Origin of the sequence: Robiginitalea sp. SC105 (assembly GCF_014243345.1) — a bacterium.
Taxonomy (GTDB): Bacteria; Bacteroidota; Bacteroidia; order Flavobacteriales; family Flavobacteriaceae; genus Robiginitalea.
On record NZ_JACLZF010000001.1, the window covers coordinates 1,391,125 to 1,414,503 of the forward strand.

The window sequence follows — 23,379 nt, forward strand, 5'->3', positions numbered from 1 at the left end:
TTAAGTCATTCATTATAAAAGATTTAATAATTTTGGCACGATATTTTCTATTAGACAAAACAGTTCTGTGATGCGATCAAGAATAATTTGGGCAACCCTGGCCATCTGCTTTTCCGGAATGGCCCTGGCACAGCGCGGTGTCCGCATCGGATATGTGGATATGGAGTACATCCTCGAAAATGTCGAGGAGTACCGCGAGGCCAGCGACCAGTTGGAAAACCGGGTGCTGCAGTGGAAATCGGAGATCGAGGCGCGGCAGCGGGCCATCGAGGAGCAGAAGAAGGACTTGCAGGCAGAGCGGGTGTTGCTCACGGACGAATTGATCTCAGAGAGGGAAGAGGAGATAGCAATCCTCGAAAAGGAACTTCTGGATTACCAGCAGGACCGGTTTGGCCCGGGCGGGGACCTGGTGTTGCAGAAACAGCGGCTGATCCAGCCCATACAGGACCAGGTTTTCAACGAAGTACAGAAAATAGGGGCCAATAAAAGTTATGATTTTATTTTCGATAAATCTGCGGATGTTGTAATGTTGTACTCCGAAAAAAGGCACGATATCAGCGACTTGGTATTGCGCTCCATCTCCCGGACACGCAGGGTGAGCAGCCCGCCGCAGAAGCGAAATGACCGGCTCGAGGATTTTGAGCAGGAAGAAACGGAAGCTCCGGTTTCAGAGGCCCTATTGGAGCGGCAGCAGCGCGCTGCGGAAGCAGAGGCAGCCCGCACCAAGGAAGCCGAGGATTACCGGGCCCAGCAACTGAAGTTGCGGGAGGAACGCAAAAAGGCCTACGAGGCCCGGCGCCAGAAGCTCCTCGAAGAGCGTGAAGCCAAGCGCAAGGCCCGGGAAGAAGAGCGGAAAGAGGCCACGGAGCAGGCAAAGGATACGATTACAGATAATTAGATTACAGACAACTAACTGGCACGATTCAATAAATAGTAAACTCAAATAGCAAATTCGAAATCATGAAACAAGTAGTTAAGGTAGCGGTAGCAGTAGTTATGTTTGTGGCTGCCACCGGTTTTATACAGGCACAGCACAAGACGGCGCATATCAATGTGTCCGAGCTCCTGCAGCAAATGCCGGAAATGAAGGCCGCCCAGGCGGAGCTGAAGAAGCTCCAGGAAACCTACCAGGCCGATATCAAGAGTTCCCTGGACGAGTTACAGAACAAGTTCACCCAATACAATAACGAGGCGAGCTCGATGTCCCAGGAAGAGAACCAGAAACGCGCCCTGGAACTGCAGGGATTTGAAAGGAACATCGGCGAGGCCCAGCAGGCTGCCCAGCAGGAGCTGGCCAAGAAGCAGCAGGAACTGTTCGATCCGATCTCCAAAAAGGCCAAAGCCGCTATCGAAAAAGTAGCTGCTGCCCAGGGGTTCCAGTACGTGCTGGACTCCAGCCCCGGATCCGGTGTGATCGTGGCAACCGGCAAGGACCTGTTGGCCGACGTGAAACAGGAACTCGGTTTCTGACCGATAGGGACCTGACCCCAAACAAAAGGAATCATAAACCGCCCGTACCCGGGCGGTTTTTTTATTTTTACACACAATGGATGCGAACGCAAAGGAGTCCCCTGTTGGTATCTTTGATTCCGGGGTCGGGGGGCTGACCATCTGGGACGAGATTACCCGCCTGCTGCCCTGGGAGCACACCTGCTACCTGGCCGACAGCGCCAATGCGCCCTATGGGGAAAAACCGCCCGGGACCATCCTGGAACTGAGCCGGAAGAACACGCGTTTTTTGCTCGACCGGGGCTGCAAGCTGATCGTCGTGGCCTGCAATACGGCTACCACCAATGCGATTGCACAGCTCAGGGCAGGATTCCCGGTGCCCTTTGTCGGGATCGAACCGGCCATCAAGCCGGCTGCCCTGCATTCCCGCTCCGGCCGGATCGGGGTCCTGGCAACCCGGGGAACGCTTTCCAGTTCGCTGTTTGCCACGACCTCCAAAAATTACGGTACCGGTATTGAAATCCTCGAAAGGGAAGGGGAGGGCCTGGTGGAGCGCATCGAATCGGGTGCCCTGGACGACCCGGGCCTACGGGACGAACTCGCCCGCCTGCTCCGTCCCATGCTGGCTGAGGGGATCGACCACCTGGTACTGGGATGCACCCATTATCCGCTCCTGCTGCCCGTACTCAGGACATTTTTGCCCCCGGGGGTGCAGGTAGTGGATTGCGGCCTGCCGGTTGCCCGCCAGGTCCGGGCCGTACTGGAGCGGGAAAACCTGTTGCGGGGGCCGTATGGGGCACCGGAACACCAGCTGCTCACCAACGGGGACCCCTCAGTCATGCGCACAGTGCTCCGGCGACTGGGTCACGCCGGGGATCCGGTCCGGGAAACCTTTTAATCCTTGCGGACCAGGGTGTAGTAGGTAAATGCGAAGTTGTGCCGCTCGTCAGCCGGGTGGTGGCGGGAAGCGATGAGCTCCCACTGTTCCGCGTCGAATTCCGGGAAATAGGTGTCCGCTTCAAAACGGCCGTGGACCCGGGTCAGTTCGATTTTAGTGGCCTTTGGAAGGGCCAGCCGATAGATTTCACCTCCGCCGATCACAAAAACCTTTCCGGCGTCCGCCGCGGCATCCAGGGCTGCTTCCAGGGAATGCACCACCGTGCAGGCGGGATGGTCCACCCGGTATTCCCGGTCCCGGGTAATGATGATGTGCCGCCTTCCCGGAAGCGGTTTGGGAAAGGTTTCAAAGGTTTTGCGCCCCATGACCATCGGGTGGCCGGTGGTGAGTTCTTTAAAGCGCTTGAAATCGTCGGGCAGGTGCCAGGGCAGGTTGGCATCGCGACCCAGTTCGTTTTTTTCTCCGGCGGCAGCTATCAGGATGACTTCCTTCAAGGGTCTTTTTTTTTGGGGGGTTCGACTTTGCCTGTCGACTCGGGCAGCGGGCGGGAGGCCCGGATTTCGGCTTCCAGCGCTGCGATGCGCTTCTGTTGTTTGCGCACCAGCCGTTCCCGCTGGGCCCGTTCCCAATCCCTGCCCATGAACCGGTTGGTGACAAACACATTCACCGCATGGATGGCCAGCAGGAAGGCCCATGCAAGGATCCCCCACAGGTACCAGTCGTAGGCTTCCCCGTATTTTAGGATCTTGTTGATCAGGATCAGGAACACAGAGCCAACCAGAAAAACCACAAAGTGGAGGTAGAGCCTTTTCTTCTGCCGGATACGCCTCTGCGCATATTCCATCTGTTCGTGTTGTTCGGGGTCCACAGTTGGCCGTTTTTTGTTTTTGGAGAACATCCGAATCGCTATCTTTAATGCAAAGATAATCCTTTTCAAAGCCTTTGCATGTCTTCCTTCCAGCACTTCCGGGACCAGTTTCCCGCCCTGAAGCGATATACCTATCTGAACACGGCCGCCTGGGGCCTGATGCACGAAGAAGTACTCAACTGGCGGCAGGAACACGACCTGGATTTCCTCATCGGCGGCAGCGTCCATAAAATGAAAAGCCTGGAAATCCTGGACCAAACCCGGGACCGGGTGGGCCATTGTTTTAATTGCCCGCCGGACAGGGTGGCGTTGACCCCGAATTTTTCAATTGGTCTGAACCTCCTGCTGGAGGGCTTGGAAGCCGGTAGCCGTATTCTGTTGCTCGAAGGCGATTACCCATCCCTGAACTGGCCGTTCCGGAGCCGGGATTTCCGGGTTCAGATGGTGGAGCCCGGGGCTTCCCCCGAAGCGCGTATTCTCGAAGCCCTGCGGACGAACCCTGCAGACGTGCTGGCCCTCAGCCTGGTGCAGTGGATCGACGGCTTGTTGATCGAGCCGACCTTCCTGGCGTCCCTGAAAACAGAATTCCCCGACCTGCTGATCGTGGCTGACGGCACCCAATATGTGGGGGCCTTCCAGCTGGACCTGCCTGGCAGCGGGATCGATGTGCTGGGTGCCAGTGGCTACAAGTGGCTTTTGGGCGGCAACGGCAATGGTTTTCTTTGCTTCAGCGAACAGGGTATGAGGCGCTTCCGCCCGCCGTCTACCGGTTTCAACGCGTCGGGGCACGACCTTTCGGGCAGGGAGGCCGTTGGCCTGCCCCGCAGCCTGGAGCCCGGGCACCTGGACCTGGTAAATTTTGGCAGCCTCCACCGGTCGCTGGAACTGCTCGGCGAACTCGGAATGGGAGCCATCGATACCCGGAGCCGGGAGATGAGTGGGCTGGTTGCCCGTGCGCTCCGGGAGGCCGGCCTGGGGACCGAGGCCCTGGAGCGGCCCCGGCACAGCACGATTTTCAATATCCCCGGGGCCGACGACAGCCTGATGGAGCGACTGCGCGCGGCCGATGTCGTATGTTCCCGCCGGGGAGGGGGTATCCGGGTCAGTTTCCACTGCTACAACACGGAGAACGACCTGGAGAAGCTTCTCGATCTGCTCAAATAAATGCCCGGAACTTAAACGGGTGTTAATTGATCGGGACCTTTTTTGAGAAGATCGCGTGATTGTAAATCCAATTTTACGAAATTCATAAATCTGCTTTAACTAATTGTTTTATAAGGGTTTTGTCTGTTGCTTTGTCCTCTGAATACGAGTTCTAAAATTCACTGAAAAACTCACATTATGGCGATTAAAAAACAATACCTGAAAACCAAGCCCGTTTGCAAGGTTACCTTTACCGTACCTGCCGAGGAAGCAAAGAAAGTGGCAGTAGTAGGGGACTTCAATAACTGGAATCCCAAAGGGAGCCTCCTGAAGAAACTCAAGAACGGAACCTTTAAGGGGACCTTTGACCTCCCCAGCGAAAGCTCCTACGAATTCCGTTACCTCGTTGACGGGGCGTATGTTAACGACGAAGCAGCCGACCGCTACCAGTGGAACGATTTCGCCGGTTCGGAAAATGCGGTTATCGAAGTGTAAGAAAATTAGATTGCAAAGCGCAAGACGGGATGCAGCCTTTGGGTTGTATCCCGTTTTTGGTTTCCGGACCCCGGGAACCGGCATGCGGTTATCCGGCCGGTACCCCTTATCATTCCCATGCGGCGCTTGCCCTACAGGACCGATCAAAACCCGGCGCTGTTCGCCTGCCGTTACGAACCGGTCAGTCCCGGGCGTTCTTTGCCCGCCGGAAGAGGTAGTTCTTGTAATACCCTTTCGGGTCCGCATACTGGTCCACCACCTCCAGGCCTGCCTCCCCGGCCAGCCATCGGACCACCTCGTCGTCGTATTTCTGGGATATTTCGGTGTGGATGGTCTCCCATTGTTTGAGTGCTACTTCCAGATGCAGCGCACCGATTCGCACCTGCATGTCCTCCTGGGCCACCAGGTAGCTTTTCGCGGTTCCCGACTCCGGGTCGTACACCTCCCAATGCCGGAATTTTTCGGTGTCGAACTCCCCGCCGAGCTCGCGGTTGATCCGTTCCAGGACGTTTTTGTTGAAGGCGGCTGTGATCCCGGCGGGGTCGTTGTAGGCCGCCAGGATGGTGGCCGGATCTTTTTTCTGGTCGAACCCGATGAGCAACTGGTCGCCGCCGGAGAGCGCCCTCCGCAGGCGCGTGAGGAAGTCCACTGCCTGGGGGTGCAACAAATTGCCGATGTTGGATCCCATGAACAGGATCACCTTGTGCCGGTCCTTCATCTGGTCCAGCTGCCTGAGCACCTCAAAATAGGTCCCCTGCCAGGGTTTCATTTCCAGTTCGGGCAGTTCTTCCCCGAGTTTGCCAGCCAGGGACTGCAGGGCGCTACCGCTGATATCCACGGGCATGTACCGGAAGGAACGGTTCTCTTCCAGTAACTCCCGGAGCAGGATCCTGGTTTTCTTGCCGTCCCCCGCACCCAGTTCCACGAGGTCAAACGGGCTGCCCCGTTCGCAGAAGCGGGCCGCAATGTCCGATTTGTGGCGGTTGAGGATAGCAGTCTCGCAGCCCGTGAGGTAGTATTCGGGCATTTCCATGATTTTCTGGAACAGGGCATCCCCCCGGGCGTCGTAGATATAACGGGAAGGAAGGCTTTTGGGAAAGCGGGTCAGTCCTTCGCGGACGTCCCTGGCAAAGGCTTCGGTGGCTTGTCGGGTTTTGGCTTGCATGAGGTATCAGTCGGGATTATCGGGCCAACCTTAACCCGGTGTACTGCCACCGGTGTGGCGGATGGAAAAAATTGCGGTAGGTATGCCGGGAATGCCCGTGCGGCGTGGCGATGGAAGCCCCCCGGAGGACGTGTTGCCCGACCATGAATTTGCCGTTGTACTCCCCGAGGGCCCCGGGGGCTTTCTGGTAGCCCGGATAGGGCAGGTAGGCACTTCCAGTCCATTCCCAGCGCTGTCCCCAGTCAAACCGCTGCTGGGCGGCCTCCCATTCGAATTCCGTCGGCAGGCGGCATCCCTTCCACTGGGCCAGGGCATAGGCCTCGTAATAGGAAAGGTGGGCCAGGGGAGCATCGGGTTCCACCTGTTGGAGCCCCTGCAGGGTATAATACAGCCAATGGCCATCCTGCTGGTGCCAGTAGAGGGGGGAACCGATGCCGGCGCGATTTACCCAGTCCCAGCCTTCCGCATGCCAGAGCTCAAAGCGCCCGTACCCGTCGTCGGCGATAAAATCCAGCATGTCCCCGTTGGTTACGGGCTGGCTGGAAATTTCAAAATCGCCCAGGAGGACCTGGTGCACCCCGAGTTCATTGTCGAAACAGAAGCCTTCCCCCCGGTGGCCGATCTCATGGATACCCCCGGGGACGGGGATCCAATCGGCACGTGGCCGGGGCACGTATTCCCGGGGCCCTCCGGGGCTATAGGCAGGCAGTAGCGGGTTGTTGCCCAAAATGTACTTGATATCGGTGAGGAGCAATTCCTGGTGTTGTTGTTCGTGGTGGATGCCTACCTCTACGAGCTGCAGGGCCTCGCCGGGGACGTTGCCCTCCAGCAAGTCCATCAGCTGTTCCGTCACGTGGCGCCGGTACCTGTATACCTCCTGAACCGGGGGACGGGAAAGATTCCCCCTGTGGGCACGGACCACCCGCTTCCCCAGGCTTTCGTAATAGCTGTTGAACACAAAGGCGAAATCCCGGTGGTAGGCCTTATAGCCCTTTGCATAGGTTTTGAGCACGAATTCCTCGAAAAACCAGGTCGTATGGCCCAGGTGCCATTTGGGGGGAGACACATCTTCAATGGGTTGTACGACGTAATCTTCGGTTTGCAGGGGCTGACAAAGGGCTTCGGAATGGGAGCGGGTACTCAGCAGGCGGTCTGCCAGGGTCGCAGTTGCGGGCATTTCAGGCTTTTTCGGAAAGATACTAATTTTCCGGCCTGCTGACCAGCCCCGGAACCGATCCGGCGCAGGGTCCCTGCGGCAACAGCCCCTTTAAACGGCCACGGCCCCTTTGATCAGGGGGTGGGGATCGTAATTGTGGAGGGTGAAGTCCTCATACCGGAAGGCAAAGAGGTCGGTGACCTCCGGGTTGAGCTCCATGACCGGCAGGGGCTTCGGTTCCCTGCTGAGCTGCAGCCGGATCTGTTCCCGGTGGTTGTTGTAGATATGGGCGTCCCCGAAGGTGTGGATGAATTCCCCCGGCTGCAGGTCGCAAACCTGGGCCACCATGAGGGTCAGCAGCGCATAGGAAGCAATGTTGAAGGGCACCCCCAGGAAGATATCGGCCGAACGCTGGTACAGCTGGCAGGAGAGTTTCCCGTTGGCTACATAAAACTGGAAAAATGCATGGCAGGGCGGCAGGGCAGCCTTGCCCGCTGCCACATTGGCGGCAAACGACCGGGAAGTGTCCGGGAGGACCGATGGGTTCCAGGCAGCCACCAGCATGCGACGGCTGTCCGGGTTGTTGCGGATGGTTTCCACCACCTGGGCAATCTGGTCCAGACCCTCGCTGTTCCAGTTCCGCCACTGGTGGCCGTATACCGGGCCCAGGTTGCCGTTTTCGTCGGCCCATTCGTTCCAGATCCGCACCCCGTTTTCCTGCAGGTAGCCAATGTTCGTATCCCCCCTGAGGAACCAGAGCAATTCGTGGATGACCGATTTCACGTGTATTTTTTTCGTCGTTACCAGAGGGAAACCCTCGGCGAGGTCAAATCGCATCTGGTAGCCGAAAACGCTCACCGTGCCAGTGCCGGTGCGGTCTGTTTTTTCCTGTCCTTCCTTCAGGACGTGCCTCAACAGGTCGTGGTATTGTTTCATGAAAATCTGGTGTTCCGGTTTGACCGGGAAATCCCGGTGCAAGCCAAAAATAAGGAAATTGCCGGCGTTTTGACTAGCCCCGTCCGGAGCAATTATCCAACAGTTATCAACCCCCGCGAACGGCCGGCGCCGGCGGATTTACCCGAGGATCATCCCGGCGATGGTGGCGGAGAGCAGGGAGGCCAGGGTGCCCCCCAGAACCGCCCGCATGCCGAATTCCGAGAGGGTTTTGCGCTGTCCCGGGGCAAGGGAGCCGATCCCCCCGATCTGTATGCCGATGGAGGCGAAATTGGCAAAGCCGCAGAGCATATAGGTAGCCATGATGATGGATTTCTGGTACCCGAGTCCCGTACCCGAAGTGGCATCCTTGAGTTCGGCCAGCTGGATGTACCCCACAAATTCGCTTGCCGCCAGTTTGATCCCGAGCAGTTGCCCCATTTGCATGATGTCGGAGGCATTCACACCGATCAGCCACATCAGGGGCGCAAAAAGCGCGCCGAGAAGCGCCTCGAGGGACAGGCTTTCGTAAGGGGTGCTCCCCGCAATCCAACCATTGATCCCGGTGATGCCACCTGTCCAGTCGAGAATCCCGTTGACCATGGCGATAAAGGCCACGAACACCAGCAGCATGGCCCCGACGTTTACCGCCAGCTTGAGTCCTTCGGTGGTGCCGTTGGCGATGGCGTCCAGCAGGTTGCTGCCGATCTTCTCCCCGGAAACCCGGATGACGCTGTCCACGGGTTCCGTCTGGGGATAGAGCACCTTGGAGACCACGATGGCGCCGGGGGCGGCCATCACGGAGGCTGCGATCAGGTGGCGGGCAAATTCGAGCCGCAGCTGGGGGTCGTTCCCGCCCAGGAAACCGATATAGGCGGCCAGCACGCCCCCGGCCACTGTAGCCATGCCGCCGACCATCACCAGGAGGATTTCGGACCGGTTCATTTTTTCGAGGTAGGCCTTGATCAGCAGGGGCGCCTCGGTCTGGCCCAGGAAGATGTTCCCGGCTACACTCAGACTTTCCGGGCCGGAAATCCCCAGGGAACGGGACAGCAGCCAGGCGAGGCCGCGGACAATTTTCTGGATGATGCCCAGGTAGTAGAGCACGGAGGTAAGGGCCGAGAAAAAGATGATGGTGGGCAGGATCTGGAAGGCAAAAACATAGCCGATATTCGGGTTCTCCAGGTTCATCAGGTTGCCGAAGATAAATGTGCTCCCGGCCATGGTAAATTCCAGGATGCTGTTGAAAAAGCTCCCCAGCAGGTTGAAAAACCACTGGACCGCAGGCACCTTCAGGACGCCGATGGCCAGCAACAGCTGGATGCCCAGGCCGATCCCGGCCGTTTTCCAGTTGATCCGCCGCCGGTTGGAACTGAAGGCAAAGGCGATGAGCATCAGGACAGCCATGCCCAGGGCCCCACGGCCCAGGGATTCCAGGCTTAAGCCCTGGTTGGGGATGATGCCATCCCCCCCCATGTCACCCAGCAGGGTGGTCTCCGCCGCCGCGTTTGCCAGGCTGTCTGCCTGTGCGAAAAGCTGGACGGGCAGGAGCAGTGCCACGGCCGTCAGGGCAAGTGGCAGCAGGGATATTAATCGGTTGGCCCTCAAATTGTTATTTGCGTTTGGAAATCTCGTCCCGGAGTTTGGCCGCCTTTTCGTAATCTTCGCTGGCGACTGCCTTTTCCAGCTCCTGGTGCAGTTCGTCCAGGCTCATGGCCTTGTAGGCGGAGGCGGTGCCCGGATCGATTTCCACGGCCTCGCTCTCCTGCAGGATTTCATCCACCACGATACTGTCGTCCCCGGGTTCCTTGTCCTTGTCCTTGGAGGAAAATTTCAGGTAGATACCCGCCTTGTCCAGGATGGTCTTATAGGTGAAAATGGGCGCCCCGAAGCGCAGAGCCAGCGCGATGGCGTCACTCGTGCGGGCATCGATGATCTCCTCGATCTTGTCGCGCTCGCAGATGATGCTCGAATAGAACACCCCGTCGACGAGTTTGTGGATGATGACCTGTTTGATGACGATGTCGAAGCGGTCTGCAAAATTCTTGAAAAGGTCGTGGGTCAGGGGCCGTGGCGGTTTGATCTCCTTCTCCAGGGCAATGGCGATGGACTGGGCCTCGAACGCCCCAATGACAATGGGGAGTTTCCGGTCGCCCTCCACCTCGTTCAGGATCAGGGCATAGGCCCCGTTCTGGGTCTGACTGTAGGAGATTCCTTTGATTTTTAACCGTACAAGGCTCATAAATAATCCGCGCAATTAAAAAAGGCTGTCAAATAACAGGGACGGGTTATTTAACAGCCCTATTAAAGGGACAAATTAACAAAAATTAGGCGTTTTCGGCCTTAAACTCCTTTAATTTTTCGATGAGTTCCGGCACAACTTCAAAGGCATCTCCGACCACGCCGTAATCGGCGGCCTTGAAAAAGGGCGCTTCCGGATCGTTGTTGATCACCACCTTGACCTTGGAGGCATTCACGCCTGCCAGGTGCTGGATGGCACCGGAAATCCCGATGGCGATGTAGAGGTTGCTTGCAACCGGTTTCCCGGTTTGGCCCACGTGTTCGCTGTGGGGCCGCCAGCCCATGTCGGAAACCGGCTTGGAACAGGCTGTCGCCGCTCCCAGCACCTGGGCCAGTTCTTCGATCATCCCCCAGTTTTCCGGGCCCTTGAGCCCGCGTCCGCCGGATACCACGATATCCGCGTCGGCGATGGCTATTTTGTCGGTTGCCTTGTCTACCGAAACCGAACGGGTCCCGAAGAGGGAGTCCGGCAGTTCCGGCGCGAAATCCTGTATTTCGGCATTCCCGCCTTTCTCGGTGGCGCCGAAGGCGTTGTTGGAAACGCCAATGATGCCGATGGTGCCGTCGAGCTGGGTATGGGCAAACCCCTTGTTGCTGAATACCGTCCTGCGGACCACCAGGGGGCTGGTCTGTTCGGGCAGCCCCACCACATTGGGTGCATAGCCCGCCTTGAGGACCCCGGCAAGGATGGGGGCCATAAACCGGGCATCCGCGCTGGAGCTGACCACGATGGTGGTGGCGCCGGCTTCGGTTGCGGCCTGCCGCACAACCGCGGCGGTGGCCCGGGCGTTGAAAGCCTCCAGGCGGGGTTCCTTTACCTGGAGCACACGGGCAATCCCGTATTTGCCGAGCGCGGCCGAATCCGTGGGGTTGAAAGCCACGGCCACGGCCTCTGTCCCGAGCTTTTCGGCAAGGGCAGCGGCATAACTGGCCACTTCCCAGGTATTCTTTTTGAATTTTCCTTTTTCTGTTTCTGTATATACGAGTACTGACATTTCTGCTATTTTTTTTGGTTTGAGAGACTTGCCTGAGGGAGGTGTCTTAAATGACTTTCGCCTCTTTGTGCAACAGGTCGATCAACTGGTCCAGGTTCCCCGGATCCACCAGTTTTACCTCGCCCTTCGGCGCCGGCTTTTCAAATTTCCTGTCTTCGGTGCCCTGGTTCATGTCCACCGGGGAAACCACGCTGAGTTTCTTCTGGCGTGCCATCATGATGCCCCGCATGTTCGGGATGCGCAAATCGCTTTCTTCCACCAGGCCCTTCTGCCCTCCGATAATCAGGGGGAGGCTGGTTTCCAGGGTTTCCTTCCCGCCGTCGATCTCCCGGATGGCCGTGGCCTTGGTGCCATCAATTTCCAGGCTGATGCAGTTGTTGACAAAATTCATGTCCAGCATGGCGGAGATGATTCCGGGAACCATGCCCCCGTTGTAGTCAATAGACTCCCTCCCGGCGATGATCAGGTCATATCCGCCGTTCTTGATTACCTCGGCGAGCTGACGGGCCACGAAGAGGCCGTCGGTGGCTTCCGCATCGATGCGGATGGCCTCATCGGCCCCGATGGCCAGCGCCTTGCGCATGGTGGGCTCCACGGACGCCGGCCCCACCGTGGCCACATGCAGGGTGGCCCCTTGTTTCTCCTTGAACCACATGGCGCGGGTCAGGCCGAATTCGTCGTTTGGGTTGATCACGAACTGAACGCCCGTGGCATCGAAGGCGGTCTGGTCTGCGGTGAAATTGATTTTGGAGGTGGTATCGGGCACATTGCTGATACAAACTAATATCTTCATATATCCAATTGCTTTAGGTTTGAGGGTGGCCGCTAAGATAGCCAATATATTTCAAAAATACTATGCATGCATAATAAAATTATATGAATATTTGCGCTGTGACGTCCCGGTTTTGAGCGATATTTTTCTATTTTTGTGGGCATTTTGTTACCGAAATCCGAACCCGCAGAATTCCAAATTTAAATGAAGACACTACAATTCAGAGAAGCCATTGCAGAAGCCATGTCGGAAGAAATGCGCCGCGACGAATCCATCTACCTGATGGGGGAGGAAGTGGCGGAATACAACGGGGCCTACAAGGCTTCCAAGGGCATGCTGGATGAATTCGGGCCAAAAAGGGTGATCGACACGCCCATTTCTGAACTGGGTTTTGCCGGTATCGGTGTGGGTTCGGCCATGAATGGCAACCGGCCTATCATCGAGTTCATGACCTTCAACTTTGCCCTGGTGGGCATTGACCAGATTATCAACAACGCGGCCAAAATGCGGCAGATGTCCGGCGGGCAGTTCAATATCCCGATCGTGTTCCGTGGCCCTACAGCTTCGGCAGGCCAGCTGGCGGCCACCCACTCCCAGGCATTCGAGAGCTGGTATGCCAACTGCCCCGGCCTGAAGGTGGTGGTCCCCTCCAACCCCCAGGATGCAAAGGGCCTCCTGAAATCTGCCATCCGCGATGACGACCCGGTCATTTTCATGGAGTCCGAGCAGATGTACGGGGACAAGGGCGAGGTGCCGGAAGGAGAGTATACCATCCCGATCGGGGTGGCCGAAGTGAAGCGGGAAGGTTCGGATGTAACCGTCGTCTCATTTGGCAAAATCATCAAGGAGGCCTATGCCGCGGCAGAAAAACTGGAATCCGAAGGTATTTCCTGTGAGATCATCGACCTGCGCACGGTCCGTCCGCTGGACCATGCGACCATCCTGGAATCCGTAAAGAAGACCAACCGCCTGGTTATCCTGGAAGAAGCATGGCCCTTTGGCAACGTCGCCACGGAGATCACCTACCAGGTGCAGCAGAAGGCATTTGATTACCTGGATGCGCCCATCATCAAGCTCAATACGGCCGATACCCCGGCCCCCTATTCGCCGGTCCTTTTGCAGGAGTGGCTGCCGAACAGCGAGGATGTAGTTGCCGCTGTTAAGAAAGTGTTATATAAATAAACCGGCTTCCCCCGCTGGTTTATCTTGGCTCCACCGACAGTGTCCGGAGGGGTTTTTTATTCCCGGTTCAACCGGGAAACAGGGTGCCTGGCCAACCCGGGGTGCCAGGCGGGAACAGCCCGCCAAACAGTTCTTAAAAGCATGCCCATGCGCAGCTACCTGCTCACCATCCTTTTTATGATCACCGCAGGCAGCCTCTGGTCCCAGACCAAGGCGGGGGGCATCGTGGTGGACGAGAACGACGACCCGGTGGCTTTTGCCAACATCCTTTTTGCAGGATCCTCCGAGGGGACCATTACCAATGATGACGGCCGGTTCTACCTGGAGTCCGAAAAGGGGTGGGATACCCTGGTGGTTTCCTATATCGGGTACGGCACCCGGCGCATCGGGTTGCCCGCACGGGTGAACACCGGCCTGCGGATCGTCCTGGAAGAGTCCGGGGAGCAACTGGATGAGGTAGTGGTCTATATGGGCAGGCAACCCAAGAAGAATAACCCGGCCGTGGAAATCCTCCGGAAGATCTGGGCCAAAAAGCGGCAGAACGGCCTGAAGCTTTTTGACCAGTACGCTTACGATTCTTACGAAAAAATTGAATTTGACCTGAACACCATCGACAGCGCCCTGATGAAAAGCCGGGTCTTCCGGGGGCTGGAGTTTATGTTCGAAGACTTGGATACCTCCCGAATTACCGGGAAGACCTACCTGCCCATTTTTATCAACGAGAAATTTTCCAAGGTCTACGGGGACAACCGGATCGGGGAGGAACGCACCGACGTGCTCGGGAACAAAAATTCCGGATTCAGCAACAACCAGGCGATCATCGCCTTTGTGCAGGACCTCTACTCGGAGTACGACATCTACGACAACTACCTGAAATTCTTCGACAAGAGCTTTACGAGCCCGCTCTCCACCACCGGGGTGGATACCTACAATTACGTCCTGGCCGATTCGGCCTTCCTCGAAGACAAATGGTGCTACAATATCATCTATTACCCCCGGCGTAAGAACGAACTCACCTTCAAGGGGGATTTCTGGGTGAACGACACCACCTTTGCTGTCAAGAAAATCAATTTGGCGGTCACCCGGAGTGCGAACATCAACTGGGTCAAGGAAATCTATATCGAACAGGAGTTCGAGGTGCTGTCCGATTCCGTCTTCCTCCTGAAGCGGGATTACATGCTGAGCGATTTCTCCCTGACCAAAAAGGAGGAATCCCGTGGGATTTACGGGAAGCGCACCACGGTTTACGACAATTATGTTTTTGACCAGCCCAGGGGCAGGGCCTTCTACAGGGGGGAGACCGACCCGTTTGACCCCCGGGTCTTCAACCGGGGCGATGACTTCTGGACAGCCAACCGCCTGGAAGGCCTCAACAAGGACGAGCGGGGGATCTACTCCCTCCTGGACACCCTCCGGACGGTGCCCAAGTTCAACACCTATTACAACCTGTTCAGCATCCTGGGATCCGGATTTGTGGAGATCGACAAATGGGACCTGGACCTGGGGAATATCTACAACGTCTTCGGGTACAACGACGCGGAGGGCATCCGCCTGAGGGGCGGGGCACGGACCTATTTCGGCCAGAACGACCCCTGGCGGCTCGAAGGCTATATGGCCTACGGGTTCCTTGACAAAAAGGTGAAATACGGGATCTCCGGCAAATTCCTGCTCGACCGCAAAACCCGCCTGATCCTCTCCGGGGGCAACCGCCGGGACATCGAACAACTCGGGCTGAGCCTTACCGCCACCAACGACGTGCTGGGCCGGAGCGTGGCCTCCTCGGCCGTATTCACGGTGGGCAACAACAACCGGCTGACCAATATCAACCTGACCACGGCTGCCCTGGATATGGAACCCCTGGAGAATTTCAGGATCCGTTTCGGAGGGTCTTTCCGCACGCTGCGGTCTGCGCTGCCCGAGGACTTCAACCTGGATTACCTGGACCCCGATGCACCCGGGGGGGTCGCCTCAGGGGTAAAACAGTTCGACCTGACCACCACGCTGATCTACACCCCGGGGAAACGCACCATCGGCTACGGGGTGGAGCGGCGGGACATCAACGACACCTACAGTACGCTGCTCCTGCATTACACCCAGGGACTGGAGGGCTTCCTGGAAAGTGACTTCGATTACCGAAAACTGCAGTTTTCCTATACCCAGCCCTGGCAGGTGGGCGGCCTGGGGCGTTTGCTCAGCACCGTGGAGGTGGGGAAGACCTTCGGGGAGGTCCCCCTGGTGATGCTCAATGTGGTACCCGGCAACCAGACGCTGTTCTCCATCTACAATACCTTTCCCAACCTGGATTTTTACGAATTTGTGACCGATACCTATGCGTCCCTCCATCTGGAACACAATTTCAACGGCCGCTTTTTTTCCCGTATCCCCATACTGCGCGACTGGAACCTGCGTGAAATTGTGGGCATCCGCGGGGTGTGGGGCGAATTGTCCGAGGCGAACCAACTCCTGAACAGCCCCGCCAACATCCCCCTGCAGGCGCCGGACGACAAGATCTACTGGGAGTATTCCTTCGGGGTGGGCAACATCTTCAAGATCTTTCGCATCGATTTCAACTTCCGCGGCAACTACCTGGAGAATCCGGATGCGCGCGCCTTCAGCATTACCGGGGCCTTCGGCTTCCATTTCTGATAGGGCCCCGGCGTATTTCGGACTGCCTTTTCCGCCAAAATATTGTTTTATTTTCTAAACCCTTTTACTACTTTTGCAGCCGCTTTAAATAACTAAATAACTGACAAATGGAACAAATCGTGAATTTTTTACCAGCCTTCGGTATCCTGGGGCTGCTCTTCGTTCTGGTAAAGAACGCCTGGGTATCCAAACAGGAGGAAGGGGACGCAAAAATGGCGCGGATTGCCAAGAACATCGCAGACGGCGCCATGTCCTTTTTGAAGGCGGAATACAAAATCCTTTCGATTTTTGTCGCGGCCGTAGCCATCCTGCTTTTCTTTAAAGGCCAGAACGAGGCCGGATCCAACGGCATGGTTGCCGTTTCCTTTATCGTGGGTGCCATCTGCTCCGGCCTTGCCGGTTTCATCGGCATGCGGGTTGCCACCAAAGCCAACGTGCGTACCACCCACGCTGCGCGTACCTCCCTGGGAAAAGCCCTGGAAGTAGCCTTTGCAGGCGGTTCCGTGATGGGGATGGGCGTTGTGGGCCTCGGTGTTTTGGGCCTCAGCGGTTTGTTTATGATATACAGTGCCCAGGGATGGGGGATCGATGAGATCCTCAATGTCCTGTCCGGATTCTCCCTCGGGGCCTCTTCCATTGCACTCTTTGCCCGTGTGGGCGGCGGGATCTACACCAAGGCAGCCGATGTGGGCGCCGACCTGGTGGGGAAGGTGGAAGCCGGTATCCCGGAAGACCACCCGCTCAACCCCGCGACCATTGCGGACAACGTGGGCGACAACGTGGGGGACGTGGCCGGTATGGGCGCGGACTTGTTTGAATCTTACGTGGGTTCCATTATCGGTACCATGGTACTGGGCGCCTCCTTCGTGGTGCTGCCTGAATTCCAGGGGGCCTTCAACGGCCTGGGTGCCGTTTACCTGCCCCTGACCCTCGCCGGTGCGGGGATCGTGATGTCCATCATCGGCACCTTCTTTGTAAAGGTGAAGGACGGCGGGTCACCCCACCGTGCGCTCAACATCGGGGAGTTCGGCTCTGCCGCCCTGATGCTGGTGGCCTCTTATTTCCTGATTGGGGCCATGCTGCCCGAAACCTGGGTTGAGGCCGGGCGGGAGTTCACCTCCATGGGGGTCTTCTGGGCGACGGTCGCCGGTCTGGTGGCCGGATTGCTCGTCGGGAAAGTAACCGAATATTATACAGGCACGGGGACCGCTCCTGTGAAAGCCATCGTGCGCCAGTCCGAAACGGGCTCGGCCACGAATATCATTGCCGGCCTCGGGGTGGGGATGATGTCCACTGCCATCCCGATCCTCCTGATCGCTGCGGCCATCCTGGTTTCCCACTACTTTGCCGGGCTTTACGGGATCGCGATTGCTGCCGTGGGGATGCTTGCCAACACCGGTATCCAGCTGGCGGTAGACGCTTACGGGCCCATCTCGGATAATGCCGGGGGGATTGCCGAAATGTCCGAACTCCCCAAGGAAGTGCGGGAACGCACCGACAAACTCGACGCCGTGGGGAATACCACTGCCGCCATCGGGAAAGGCTTTGCGATCGCTTCCGCGGCCCTCACTGCCCTGGCGCTTTTTGCCGCCTTTATGAAGACGGCCCATGTGGTTGCTATCGATGTTTCCCAGCCTGAAATCATGGCGGGGCTGCTCGTGGGGGCCATGCTGCCCTTTGTGTTCTCGGCCCTGTCGATGAATGCGGTAGGCCGCGCAGCCATGTCCATGATCGAGGAAGTGCGCCGGCAGTTCCGGGACATCCCCGAGCTGAAGGCTGCCCTGGCGGTTATGCGCAAATACGATTCGGACATTTCCAAGGCCACCGAAGCCGACCGGAAGATCTTTGACGCCGCTGACGGCGTGGCCGAATATGAAAAATGCGTGGAGATATCCACCAAGGCATCCATCAAGGAGATGGTATTGCCGGGCCTCCTGGCCATTGCCGTTCCCGTGGCTGTAGGTTTCATCGGCGGTGCCGAGATGCTCGGTGGCCTGCTGGCCGGGGTTACCTCTGCAGGCGTATTGATGGCTATCTTCCAGTCCAACGCCGGAGGCGCATGGGACAACGCCAAAAAGATGATCGAGGAGCAGGGCCGCAAAGGCTCTGATGCACATAAGGCAGCAGTTGTCGGGGATACCGTCGGGGATCCGTTCAAGGACACCTCCGGGCCTTCCCTGAACATCCTCCTGAAGCTGATCTCCGTGGTTGCACTGGTTATCGCCCCGAGTATCGCCCTGTCTTCCGACAGCATGGCGGCCTATGGGGAGGGTATCCCGGTTGAAAAGCAGCTGGAGGTTCAGATGGACCAGAACGAAGACGGTACGGTAACGGCCTATGTAACTACCACTACCGAATCGGCTGGCGAAAAGACCGTCGAAAAAGTCAGCTTCAGCGGTTCCGAAGAGGACGTCAAGGCCAGCCTGGACGCCATGTCCGAGGAAGGCGCCAGGATACAGGTCAAAAAAGAAGTAAGGAAAACCACCGCAGAAGAATAATCTCCGGCTTTTCCATAAAAATAACCCCGGCCCTGCGCCGGGGTTTTTTGTGGCCCCCGGGCGCAAAATGCCGATAGGGGGTTGCGCGGCAGGAAAGGCTGTGGTATCTTCATGGTCCATGGAATACCAGGACCTGATCAATCTGGGAATCGCCTTCGGGCTTGGGCTGCTCACCGGTTTGCAACGGCAACACGCCGACAGCCAGATGGCCGGGGTGCGCACGTTTACCCTGATTTCCATGTTTGGGGTGCTGGCCGGCATCCTGAGCCGGGAATATGACAACCCTTTCATAATGCCCGTTTTCGGGCTTGTCCTGGGCGGGTTGCTGGTTTCCGCCAACTTCATCAAGAACAGCAAGACGCAGCAGGCCGATATCGGGCAGACGACGGAGGTGGCTGCCCTGCTGATGTTTGCCATCGGGGCCTACCTGGTCATGGGTGACCGGATGATCGCCGTGGTGACCGGGGGGGTGGTGGCCATCCTGCTGTACCTCAAGGAAAAACTGCACTATTTTATAGAAAGGCTGGAGGCTAAGGACCTATCGGCCATCATGACCTTTGCCGGGATTTCCCTGGTGATCCTGCCCCTGTTGCCCAACAAGACCTTCGGCCCGCTGGATGTCCTGAACCTGCGGAGTATCTGGCTGATGGTAACCCTGATCGTGGGGATCAGCGTGGTGGGTTATTTTATCTACAAATACCTCGGGCCCAAGGCGGGGACCCTGTCGGGGGGCGTGCTCGGGGGCCTGATAAGCAGTACGGCCACCACGGTCAGCTATGCCCGGAAAACAGCCGAGGGGGGCGCCATTCACAAAACGGCGGCTTTTGTCATCGTCGCGGCTTCGGCCGTGGCCCTGGTGCGGGTGATGGTGGAGGTCGGTGTGGTCATCCCCCAGCATTTGCCCCGGATCATCCTGCCACTAACTGCCGAACTCCTGGTCCTGGTGGCCCTCTGTGTATGGATGTACCTGAGGATCAGCAGGGACCAGTCCCTGGATGCCATACCGGAACCCAAAAACCCGGCCCAGTTCAAGAGCGCCCTCGTATTCGGGCTGCTCTACGGGCTCATCCTGCTGGCCGTCGCATTCATCAAGCAGGAATATGGAAACGAGGCCCTGTACGGGCTGGCAGTGGTCAGCGGGCTTACCGACGTGGACGCCATCACACTTTCCCTTTCCCAGCTCATGCGGCAGGACCGCCTGGATATTAGCACCGGCTGGAAGCTGATCCTGCTGGCCTCCCTATCCAACCTGGCCTTCAAGGGGGCGATGGCTGCCGTGCTGGGTACGCGGAAGCTGGGACGCTGGATCGGGGCCTGCTTCGGGTTGTCCCTGGTTATCGGGCTGTTCATCATCTGGCTCTGGCCGGAAAACTGGCACCTCTGATATGGGTTGGCTGGGCAGAAAGGACCCCCTGCAAATCGTGGCCTTCCTCAATTACGGGACGGAGGACCGCCTGTACATCCGGGGACGCGCCCTCGAGGATGAGACCATTGACCTGGCGCAGAAAGGGATCATCAAATTGCTGCTGAACAGCTGGAAGCGGTTCGAAACCGATGAAATCCGCAATACGCCCCTGCAGGTCCGGCTCCCCGATGACCGCTGCTTCGAGGTGGTCACGGATGACGACGGCTACTACCTGCTGGACGAGCGGGTCGAAGGCCTGGGCGACCTGGTCAACGAGGAGGGGTGGGTGAATTTCGAGATCTCCTTCCGGGAGGAAATGCTGTCGCGGCCCATCCTCCGGCAGAACCGGTTCCCGGGGGCCATCATGATCCCGAACCGATCGGCTGCTTATGGCATCATCACGGATATCGACGACACCATCCTGCACACCGGGGTGACCTCCTACCTGAAGTGGCAGGTGATCGCCAATACGGTATTCAAGGGGGTTGAGAGGCGCATCCCCTTCCAGGGCGCCCCGGAGCTGTACCACCGGCTGCACCGGGGACGGGACGGCACCAGGGCCAACCCGGTGTTCTATGTGAGCCACAGCCCGTGGAACCTCTACCGATACCTGGAGTTCTTCCTGTCGCGCAACCGCTTTCCCAAAGGGCCCATCCTGCTGCGCAGCATGGCCAGTTTCTGGCGCAGGAAGAAGGAGGACCTGCCGCACAAGCTGCACGAAATCGAAAAGATCCTGCAAACCTATCCCTCAATGCCCTTTATCCTGATCGGCGACAGCGGGGAGCGGGATGCCGATATCTACCTGGAGGTGGCGCGGCGGTTCCCAAGTCGGGTGCTGGCCATTTACCTCCGGTCGGTGCGGCATAGCCGGAGGGTGAACCGGGTTCGGGAACTCATCGGAAAGGGGACGGACGTGCCGGTACTGCTGGTAGACCAGTCGGAGGAGGTGACCCGGCACGCGGAGTCGCTGGGGATCCTGTAGGCGTATCAGGTGAATCGGTAGTGGCCAGAGGCTGCCGAGAGATCAGAAGAGGCCGTGGATCTCCGCATCGATCCGGTTGATGACCTCCCCGAGGTGTTCGGGGTTGTCCACAAAGTTCAGGCGGTCCACGTCGATTACCAGCAACTTGCCTTTTTCATAGCTGTGCACCCAGGCCTCGTAGCGTTCATTGAGCCGGCTCAGGTAGTCGATGGAGATGGAATTTTCATATTCGCGACCCCGGTTGTGGATCTGGTTGACCAGGTTGGGGATGGAACTCCGAAGGTAAATCAGCAGGTCGGGGGGCATCACCAGGCTTTCCATCAATTCGAACAGGCTGGTGTAATTCTGGAAATCCCGGTTGGTCATCAGCCCCATGGCATGCAGGTTGGGCGCAAAGATATGCGCGTCCTCATAGATGGTCCGGTCCTGTATCACGTCTTTGCCGCTCTCGCGAATGCGGAGGATCTGCCGGTACCGGCTGTTGAGGAAATAGATCTGCAGGTTGAAACTCCAGCGCTCCATCTGGGTGTAAAAATCATCCAGGTACGGATTATCCACCACATCTTCGAAATGCGCATCCCACTGGTAGTGTTTGGAAAGCAACTGAGTAAGGGTGGTTTTTCCCGCGCCGATGTTGCCGGCAACCGCAATATGCATAGGTTTGATCTTTTCGGTTGGTATCGTCTGAAAAGGACCAGCAATATACAAAGTAAAAGCGGACCCTGAAAGGGAGCTTCCCGAATTAGGGGGGCTAAAAACCCCCTGCTGACCCGTTTTATTTTCCCGCCAAATGTGTACCTTTGAGCCATTATTTTCCAGAGGAAAGATTTGACTGATTGCAACCTCTGATCCGGGGTGTCCCGGGCCTGAAAAAAATGCTAAAGCAGTTTGCTCCGCTCACAGGGCGATGGCCAATTTGCTGTATTGCATGGAAGGTGATCAGTCGGCTGTCTGGCATAAAAATTCATGCGAATGCCCTATTTATTCACTTCCGAATCCGTTAGCGAGGGTCACCCGGACAAGGTGGCCGACCAGATCAGCGACGCGTTGCTGGACAATTTCCTGGCCTTTGACGCCGAGAGCAAGGTAGCCTGCGAAACCCTGGTAACAACCGGGCAGGTGGTACTTGCCGGCGAGGTCAAAAGCCATACGTACGTCGACCTGCAGCAGATTACCCGGGAGGTGATCAATGCGATTGGATATACCAAAGGCGCCTACCAGTTCAGCGGGGACTCCTGCGGGGTGATCTCCCTGATCCACGAGCAATCCCAGGAAATCAACCAGGGGGTGGACCGGGGCGAGAAACAGTTGCAGGGTGCCGGGGACCAGGGGATGATGTTCGGCTATGCCACCCGGGAAACCGACAACTATATGCCCCTGGCCCTGGATATCGCCCACCGCATCCTCCGGGAGCTCGCCAAACTCCGGAGGGAAGCCATCGACATTCCCTACCTCCGGCCCGATGCCAAGGCCCAGGTGACCATCGAGTATTCGGACGACCACCGTCCCCTGCGTATCGATACCATTGTCATTTCCACCCAGCACGACCCGTTTGACCCGGACGATGCCCGGATGCTCAAAAAGATCAAGGAAGACCTGCTGAACATCCTGATCCCGCGGGTGGTGGCCGGACTGCCGGAGCGGTTGCAATCCCTTTTTGACAAGGCGATCAAATACCATATCAACCCGACGGGGAAATTCGTCATCGGCGGCCCGCACGGGGATACCGGGCTGACGGGACGCAAGATCATCGTGGATACCTACGGGGGCAAGGGTGCCCACGGGGGAGGGGCCTTCAGCGGCAAGGACCCGAGCAAGGTGGACCGGAGCGCGGCCTATGCCGCCCGGCATGCGGCCAAAAACCTGGTGGCCGCCGGGGTGGCCGATGAAATCCTGGTACAGGTGAGCTATGCCATCGGGGTAGTGGAACCCACTTCCATCAATGTGACCACCTACGGCACCTCCCGGGTTGACCTTACGGACGGGGAAATCGGGGCCAAAGTGGCCGAACTGTTCGATATGCGGCCATTCGCCATCGAGGAGCGGCTGAAGCTCCGCAACCCGATTTACCTGGAAACCGCCGCCTACGGGCACATGGGCAAGGAACCCCGGGTGGTTTCCAAGGTGTTTGAATCGCCCTATAACGGGCGGGTCACCAAGGAGGTGGAACTCTTCACCTGGGAAAAGCTGGATGCCGTCCAATCGGTGAAAGAGGCGTTCGGCCTGTAAATTATTCGGGCACATGTTGGGGATTTCCAGCGCGGCATCCCTATATTTGCCCTGACGTTCACGTACATACTGACCCGTTATCAAGAAAGGTGGAGGGACTAGACCCATTGAAGCCTTGGCAACCCTTCGCCCTGCCGAAGAAGGTGCTACATTCTAACCCGGACCCGTCCGGAGCCGACAGGCTGCAGCGGGACGGGGCAGATAACAACCGGGCGATGCCCCGCTTCCACTTCTTTTTAACGCAACCTATAACCTCGGCCCG

At 57.7% G+C, this 23,379-nt stretch carries 21 protein-coding genes and 1 riboswitch; of the genes, 11 read left to right on the plus strand and 10 right to left on the minus strand.

What is annotated here, in order from left to right; genetic code table 11:
• The first annotated feature begins 70 nt into the window (after positions 1–70).
• From H7F20_RS06140 to murI, 3 genes are all read left to right on the plus strand, one after another.
• Positions 71–898 (plus strand): OmpH family outer membrane protein, encoded by an 828-nt coding sequence (locus H7F20_RS06140; RefSeq protein ID WP_185785229.1) that lies wholly within the window; start codon positions 71–73, stop codon positions 896–898.
• Between the two features lie 62 nt (positions 899–960).
• A complete protein-coding gene (locus tag H7F20_RS06145) occupies positions 961–1,470 on the plus strand; it encodes an OmpH family outer membrane protein (protein WP_185785230.1) in 510 nt (169 codons plus the stop codon).
• Between the two features lie 76 nt (positions 1,471–1,546).
• Entirely contained in the window at positions 1,547–2,347 is an 801-nt protein-coding gene (murI, locus tag H7F20_RS06150) for a glutamate racemase (protein ID WP_185785231.1), read from the plus strand.
• Here the strand turns inward: murI and H7F20_RS06155 are convergent.
• Complete coding sequence (locus tag H7F20_RS06155; protein ID WP_185785232.1) at positions 2,344–2,841, minus strand: dihydrofolate reductase; 498 nt, start codon at positions 2,839–2,841, stop codon at positions 2,344–2,346. The two genes, murI and H7F20_RS06155, sit on opposite strands and share 4 nt — an antisense overlap.
• Positions 2,838–3,215, minus strand: a complete 378-nt coding sequence (locus H7F20_RS06160; RefSeq protein WP_370588479.1) for a 2TM domain-containing protein — start codon at positions 3,213–3,215, stop codon at positions 2,838–2,840. Before H7F20_RS06160 ends, H7F20_RS06155 begins: the two co-directional genes overlap by 4 nt.
• A 78-nt stretch (positions 3,216–3,293) precedes the next feature.
• Here H7F20_RS06160 and H7F20_RS06165 point away from each other — a divergent pair, with 78 nt between their 5' ends.
• Both H7F20_RS06165 and H7F20_RS06170 read left to right on the plus strand, forming a co-directional pair.
• Entirely contained in the window at positions 3,294–4,379 is a 1,086-nt protein-coding gene (locus tag H7F20_RS06165) for an aminotransferase class V-fold PLP-dependent enzyme (protein WP_185785234.1), read from the plus strand.
• A 177-nt stretch (positions 4,380–4,556) separates the two neighbouring features.
• Positions 4,557–4,853 (plus strand): isoamylase early set domain-containing protein, encoded by a 297-nt coding sequence (locus H7F20_RS06170; protein ID WP_185785235.1) that lies wholly within the window; start codon positions 4,557–4,559, stop codon positions 4,851–4,853.
• Between the two features lie 181 nt (positions 4,854–5,034).
• Here the strand turns inward: H7F20_RS06170 and egtD are convergent, their stop codons facing one another.
• From egtD to H7F20_RS06205, 7 genes are all read right to left on the minus strand, one after another.
• Complete coding sequence (egtD, locus tag H7F20_RS06175; protein WP_185785236.1) at positions 5,035–6,018, minus strand: L-histidine N(alpha)-methyltransferase; 984 nt, start codon at positions 6,016–6,018, stop codon at positions 5,035–5,037.
• Positions 6,019–6,034: 16 nt separating this feature from the next.
• Positions 6,035–7,195, minus strand: a complete 1,161-nt coding sequence (gene egtB / locus H7F20_RS06180) for an ergothioneine biosynthesis protein EgtB (protein WP_185785237.1) — start codon at positions 7,193–7,195, stop codon at positions 6,035–6,037.
• Positions 7,196–7,285: 90 nt separating this feature from the next.
• Positions 7,286–8,110, minus strand: a complete 825-nt coding sequence (locus H7F20_RS06185) for a thymidylate synthase (protein WP_185785238.1) — start codon at positions 8,108–8,110, stop codon at positions 7,286–7,288.
• 138 nt (positions 8,111–8,248) lie between these two features.
• Positions 8,249–9,715 (minus strand): NupC/NupG family nucleoside CNT transporter, encoded by a 1,467-nt coding sequence (locus tag H7F20_RS06190; RefSeq protein WP_370588480.1) that lies wholly within the window; start codon positions 9,713–9,715, stop codon positions 8,249–8,251.
• A 4-nt stretch (positions 9,716–9,719) separates the two neighbouring features.
• Positions 9,720–10,349 (minus strand): bifunctional nuclease family protein, encoded by a 630-nt coding sequence (locus tag H7F20_RS06195; RefSeq protein ID WP_185785239.1) that lies wholly within the window; start codon positions 10,347–10,349, stop codon positions 9,720–9,722.
• 85 nt (positions 10,350–10,434) lie between these two features.
• Positions 10,435–11,403, minus strand: a complete 969-nt coding sequence (locus H7F20_RS06200) for an electron transfer flavoprotein subunit alpha/FixB family protein (RefSeq protein ID WP_185785240.1) — start codon at positions 11,401–11,403, stop codon at positions 10,435–10,437.
• Positions 11,404–11,449: 46 nt separating this feature from the next.
• Positions 11,450–12,196 (minus strand): electron transfer flavoprotein subunit beta/FixA family protein, encoded by a 747-nt coding sequence (locus tag H7F20_RS06205; RefSeq protein WP_185785241.1) that lies wholly within the window; start codon positions 12,194–12,196, stop codon positions 11,450–11,452.
• Positions 12,197–12,379: 183 nt separating this feature from the next.
• Here H7F20_RS06205 and H7F20_RS06210 point away from each other — a divergent pair, with 183 nt between their 5' ends.
• From H7F20_RS06210 to H7F20_RS06230, 5 genes are all read left to right on the plus strand, one after another.
• A complete protein-coding gene (locus tag H7F20_RS06210) occupies positions 12,380–13,357 on the plus strand; it encodes a pyruvate dehydrogenase complex E1 component subunit beta (protein ID WP_185785242.1) in 978 nt (325 codons plus the stop codon).
• Positions 13,358–13,498: 141 nt separating this feature from the next.
• On the plus strand, positions 13,499–16,003 hold the full coding sequence (locus H7F20_RS06215; protein WP_370588481.1) for a DUF5686 family protein: 2,505 nt from the start codon (positions 13,499–13,501) through the stop codon (positions 16,001–16,003).
• Between the two features lie 107 nt (positions 16,004–16,110).
• Positions 16,111–18,501 carry a sodium-translocating pyrophosphatase gene (locus H7F20_RS06220; RefSeq protein WP_185785244.1) on the plus strand — a complete coding sequence of 797 codons (2,391 nt, stop codon included), beginning with the start codon at positions 16,111–16,113 and terminating at the stop codon, positions 18,499–18,501.
• A 118-nt stretch (positions 18,502–18,619) separates the two neighbouring features.
• Positions 18,620–19,885, plus strand: a complete 1,266-nt coding sequence (locus H7F20_RS06225) for an MgtC/SapB family protein (protein ID WP_185785245.1) — start codon at positions 18,620–18,622, stop codon at positions 19,883–19,885.
• 1 nt (position 19,886) lies between these two features.
• Positions 19,887–20,888, plus strand: a complete 1,002-nt coding sequence (locus H7F20_RS06230; protein WP_185785246.1) for an App1 family protein — start codon at positions 19,887–19,889, stop codon at positions 20,886–20,888.
• 42 nt (positions 20,889–20,930) lie between these two features.
• On the opposite strand, the gene H7F20_RS06235 is transcribed toward H7F20_RS06230, so the two are convergent.
• Positions 20,931–21,545 (minus strand): deoxynucleoside kinase, encoded by a 615-nt coding sequence (locus tag H7F20_RS06235; protein WP_185785247.1) that lies wholly within the window; start codon positions 21,543–21,545, stop codon positions 20,931–20,933.
• A 315-nt stretch (positions 21,546–21,860) separates the two neighbouring features.
• Between H7F20_RS06235 and metK the strand changes: the two genes are divergently transcribed.
• Complete coding sequence (metK, locus tag H7F20_RS06240; protein WP_185785248.1) at positions 21,861–23,117, plus strand: methionine adenosyltransferase; 1,257 nt, start codon at positions 21,861–21,863, stop codon at positions 23,115–23,117.
• Between the two features lie 74 nt (positions 23,118–23,191).
• Positions 23,192–23,325, plus strand: a riboswitch (SAM riboswitch).
• Positions 23,326–23,379: the final 54 nt, after the last annotated feature.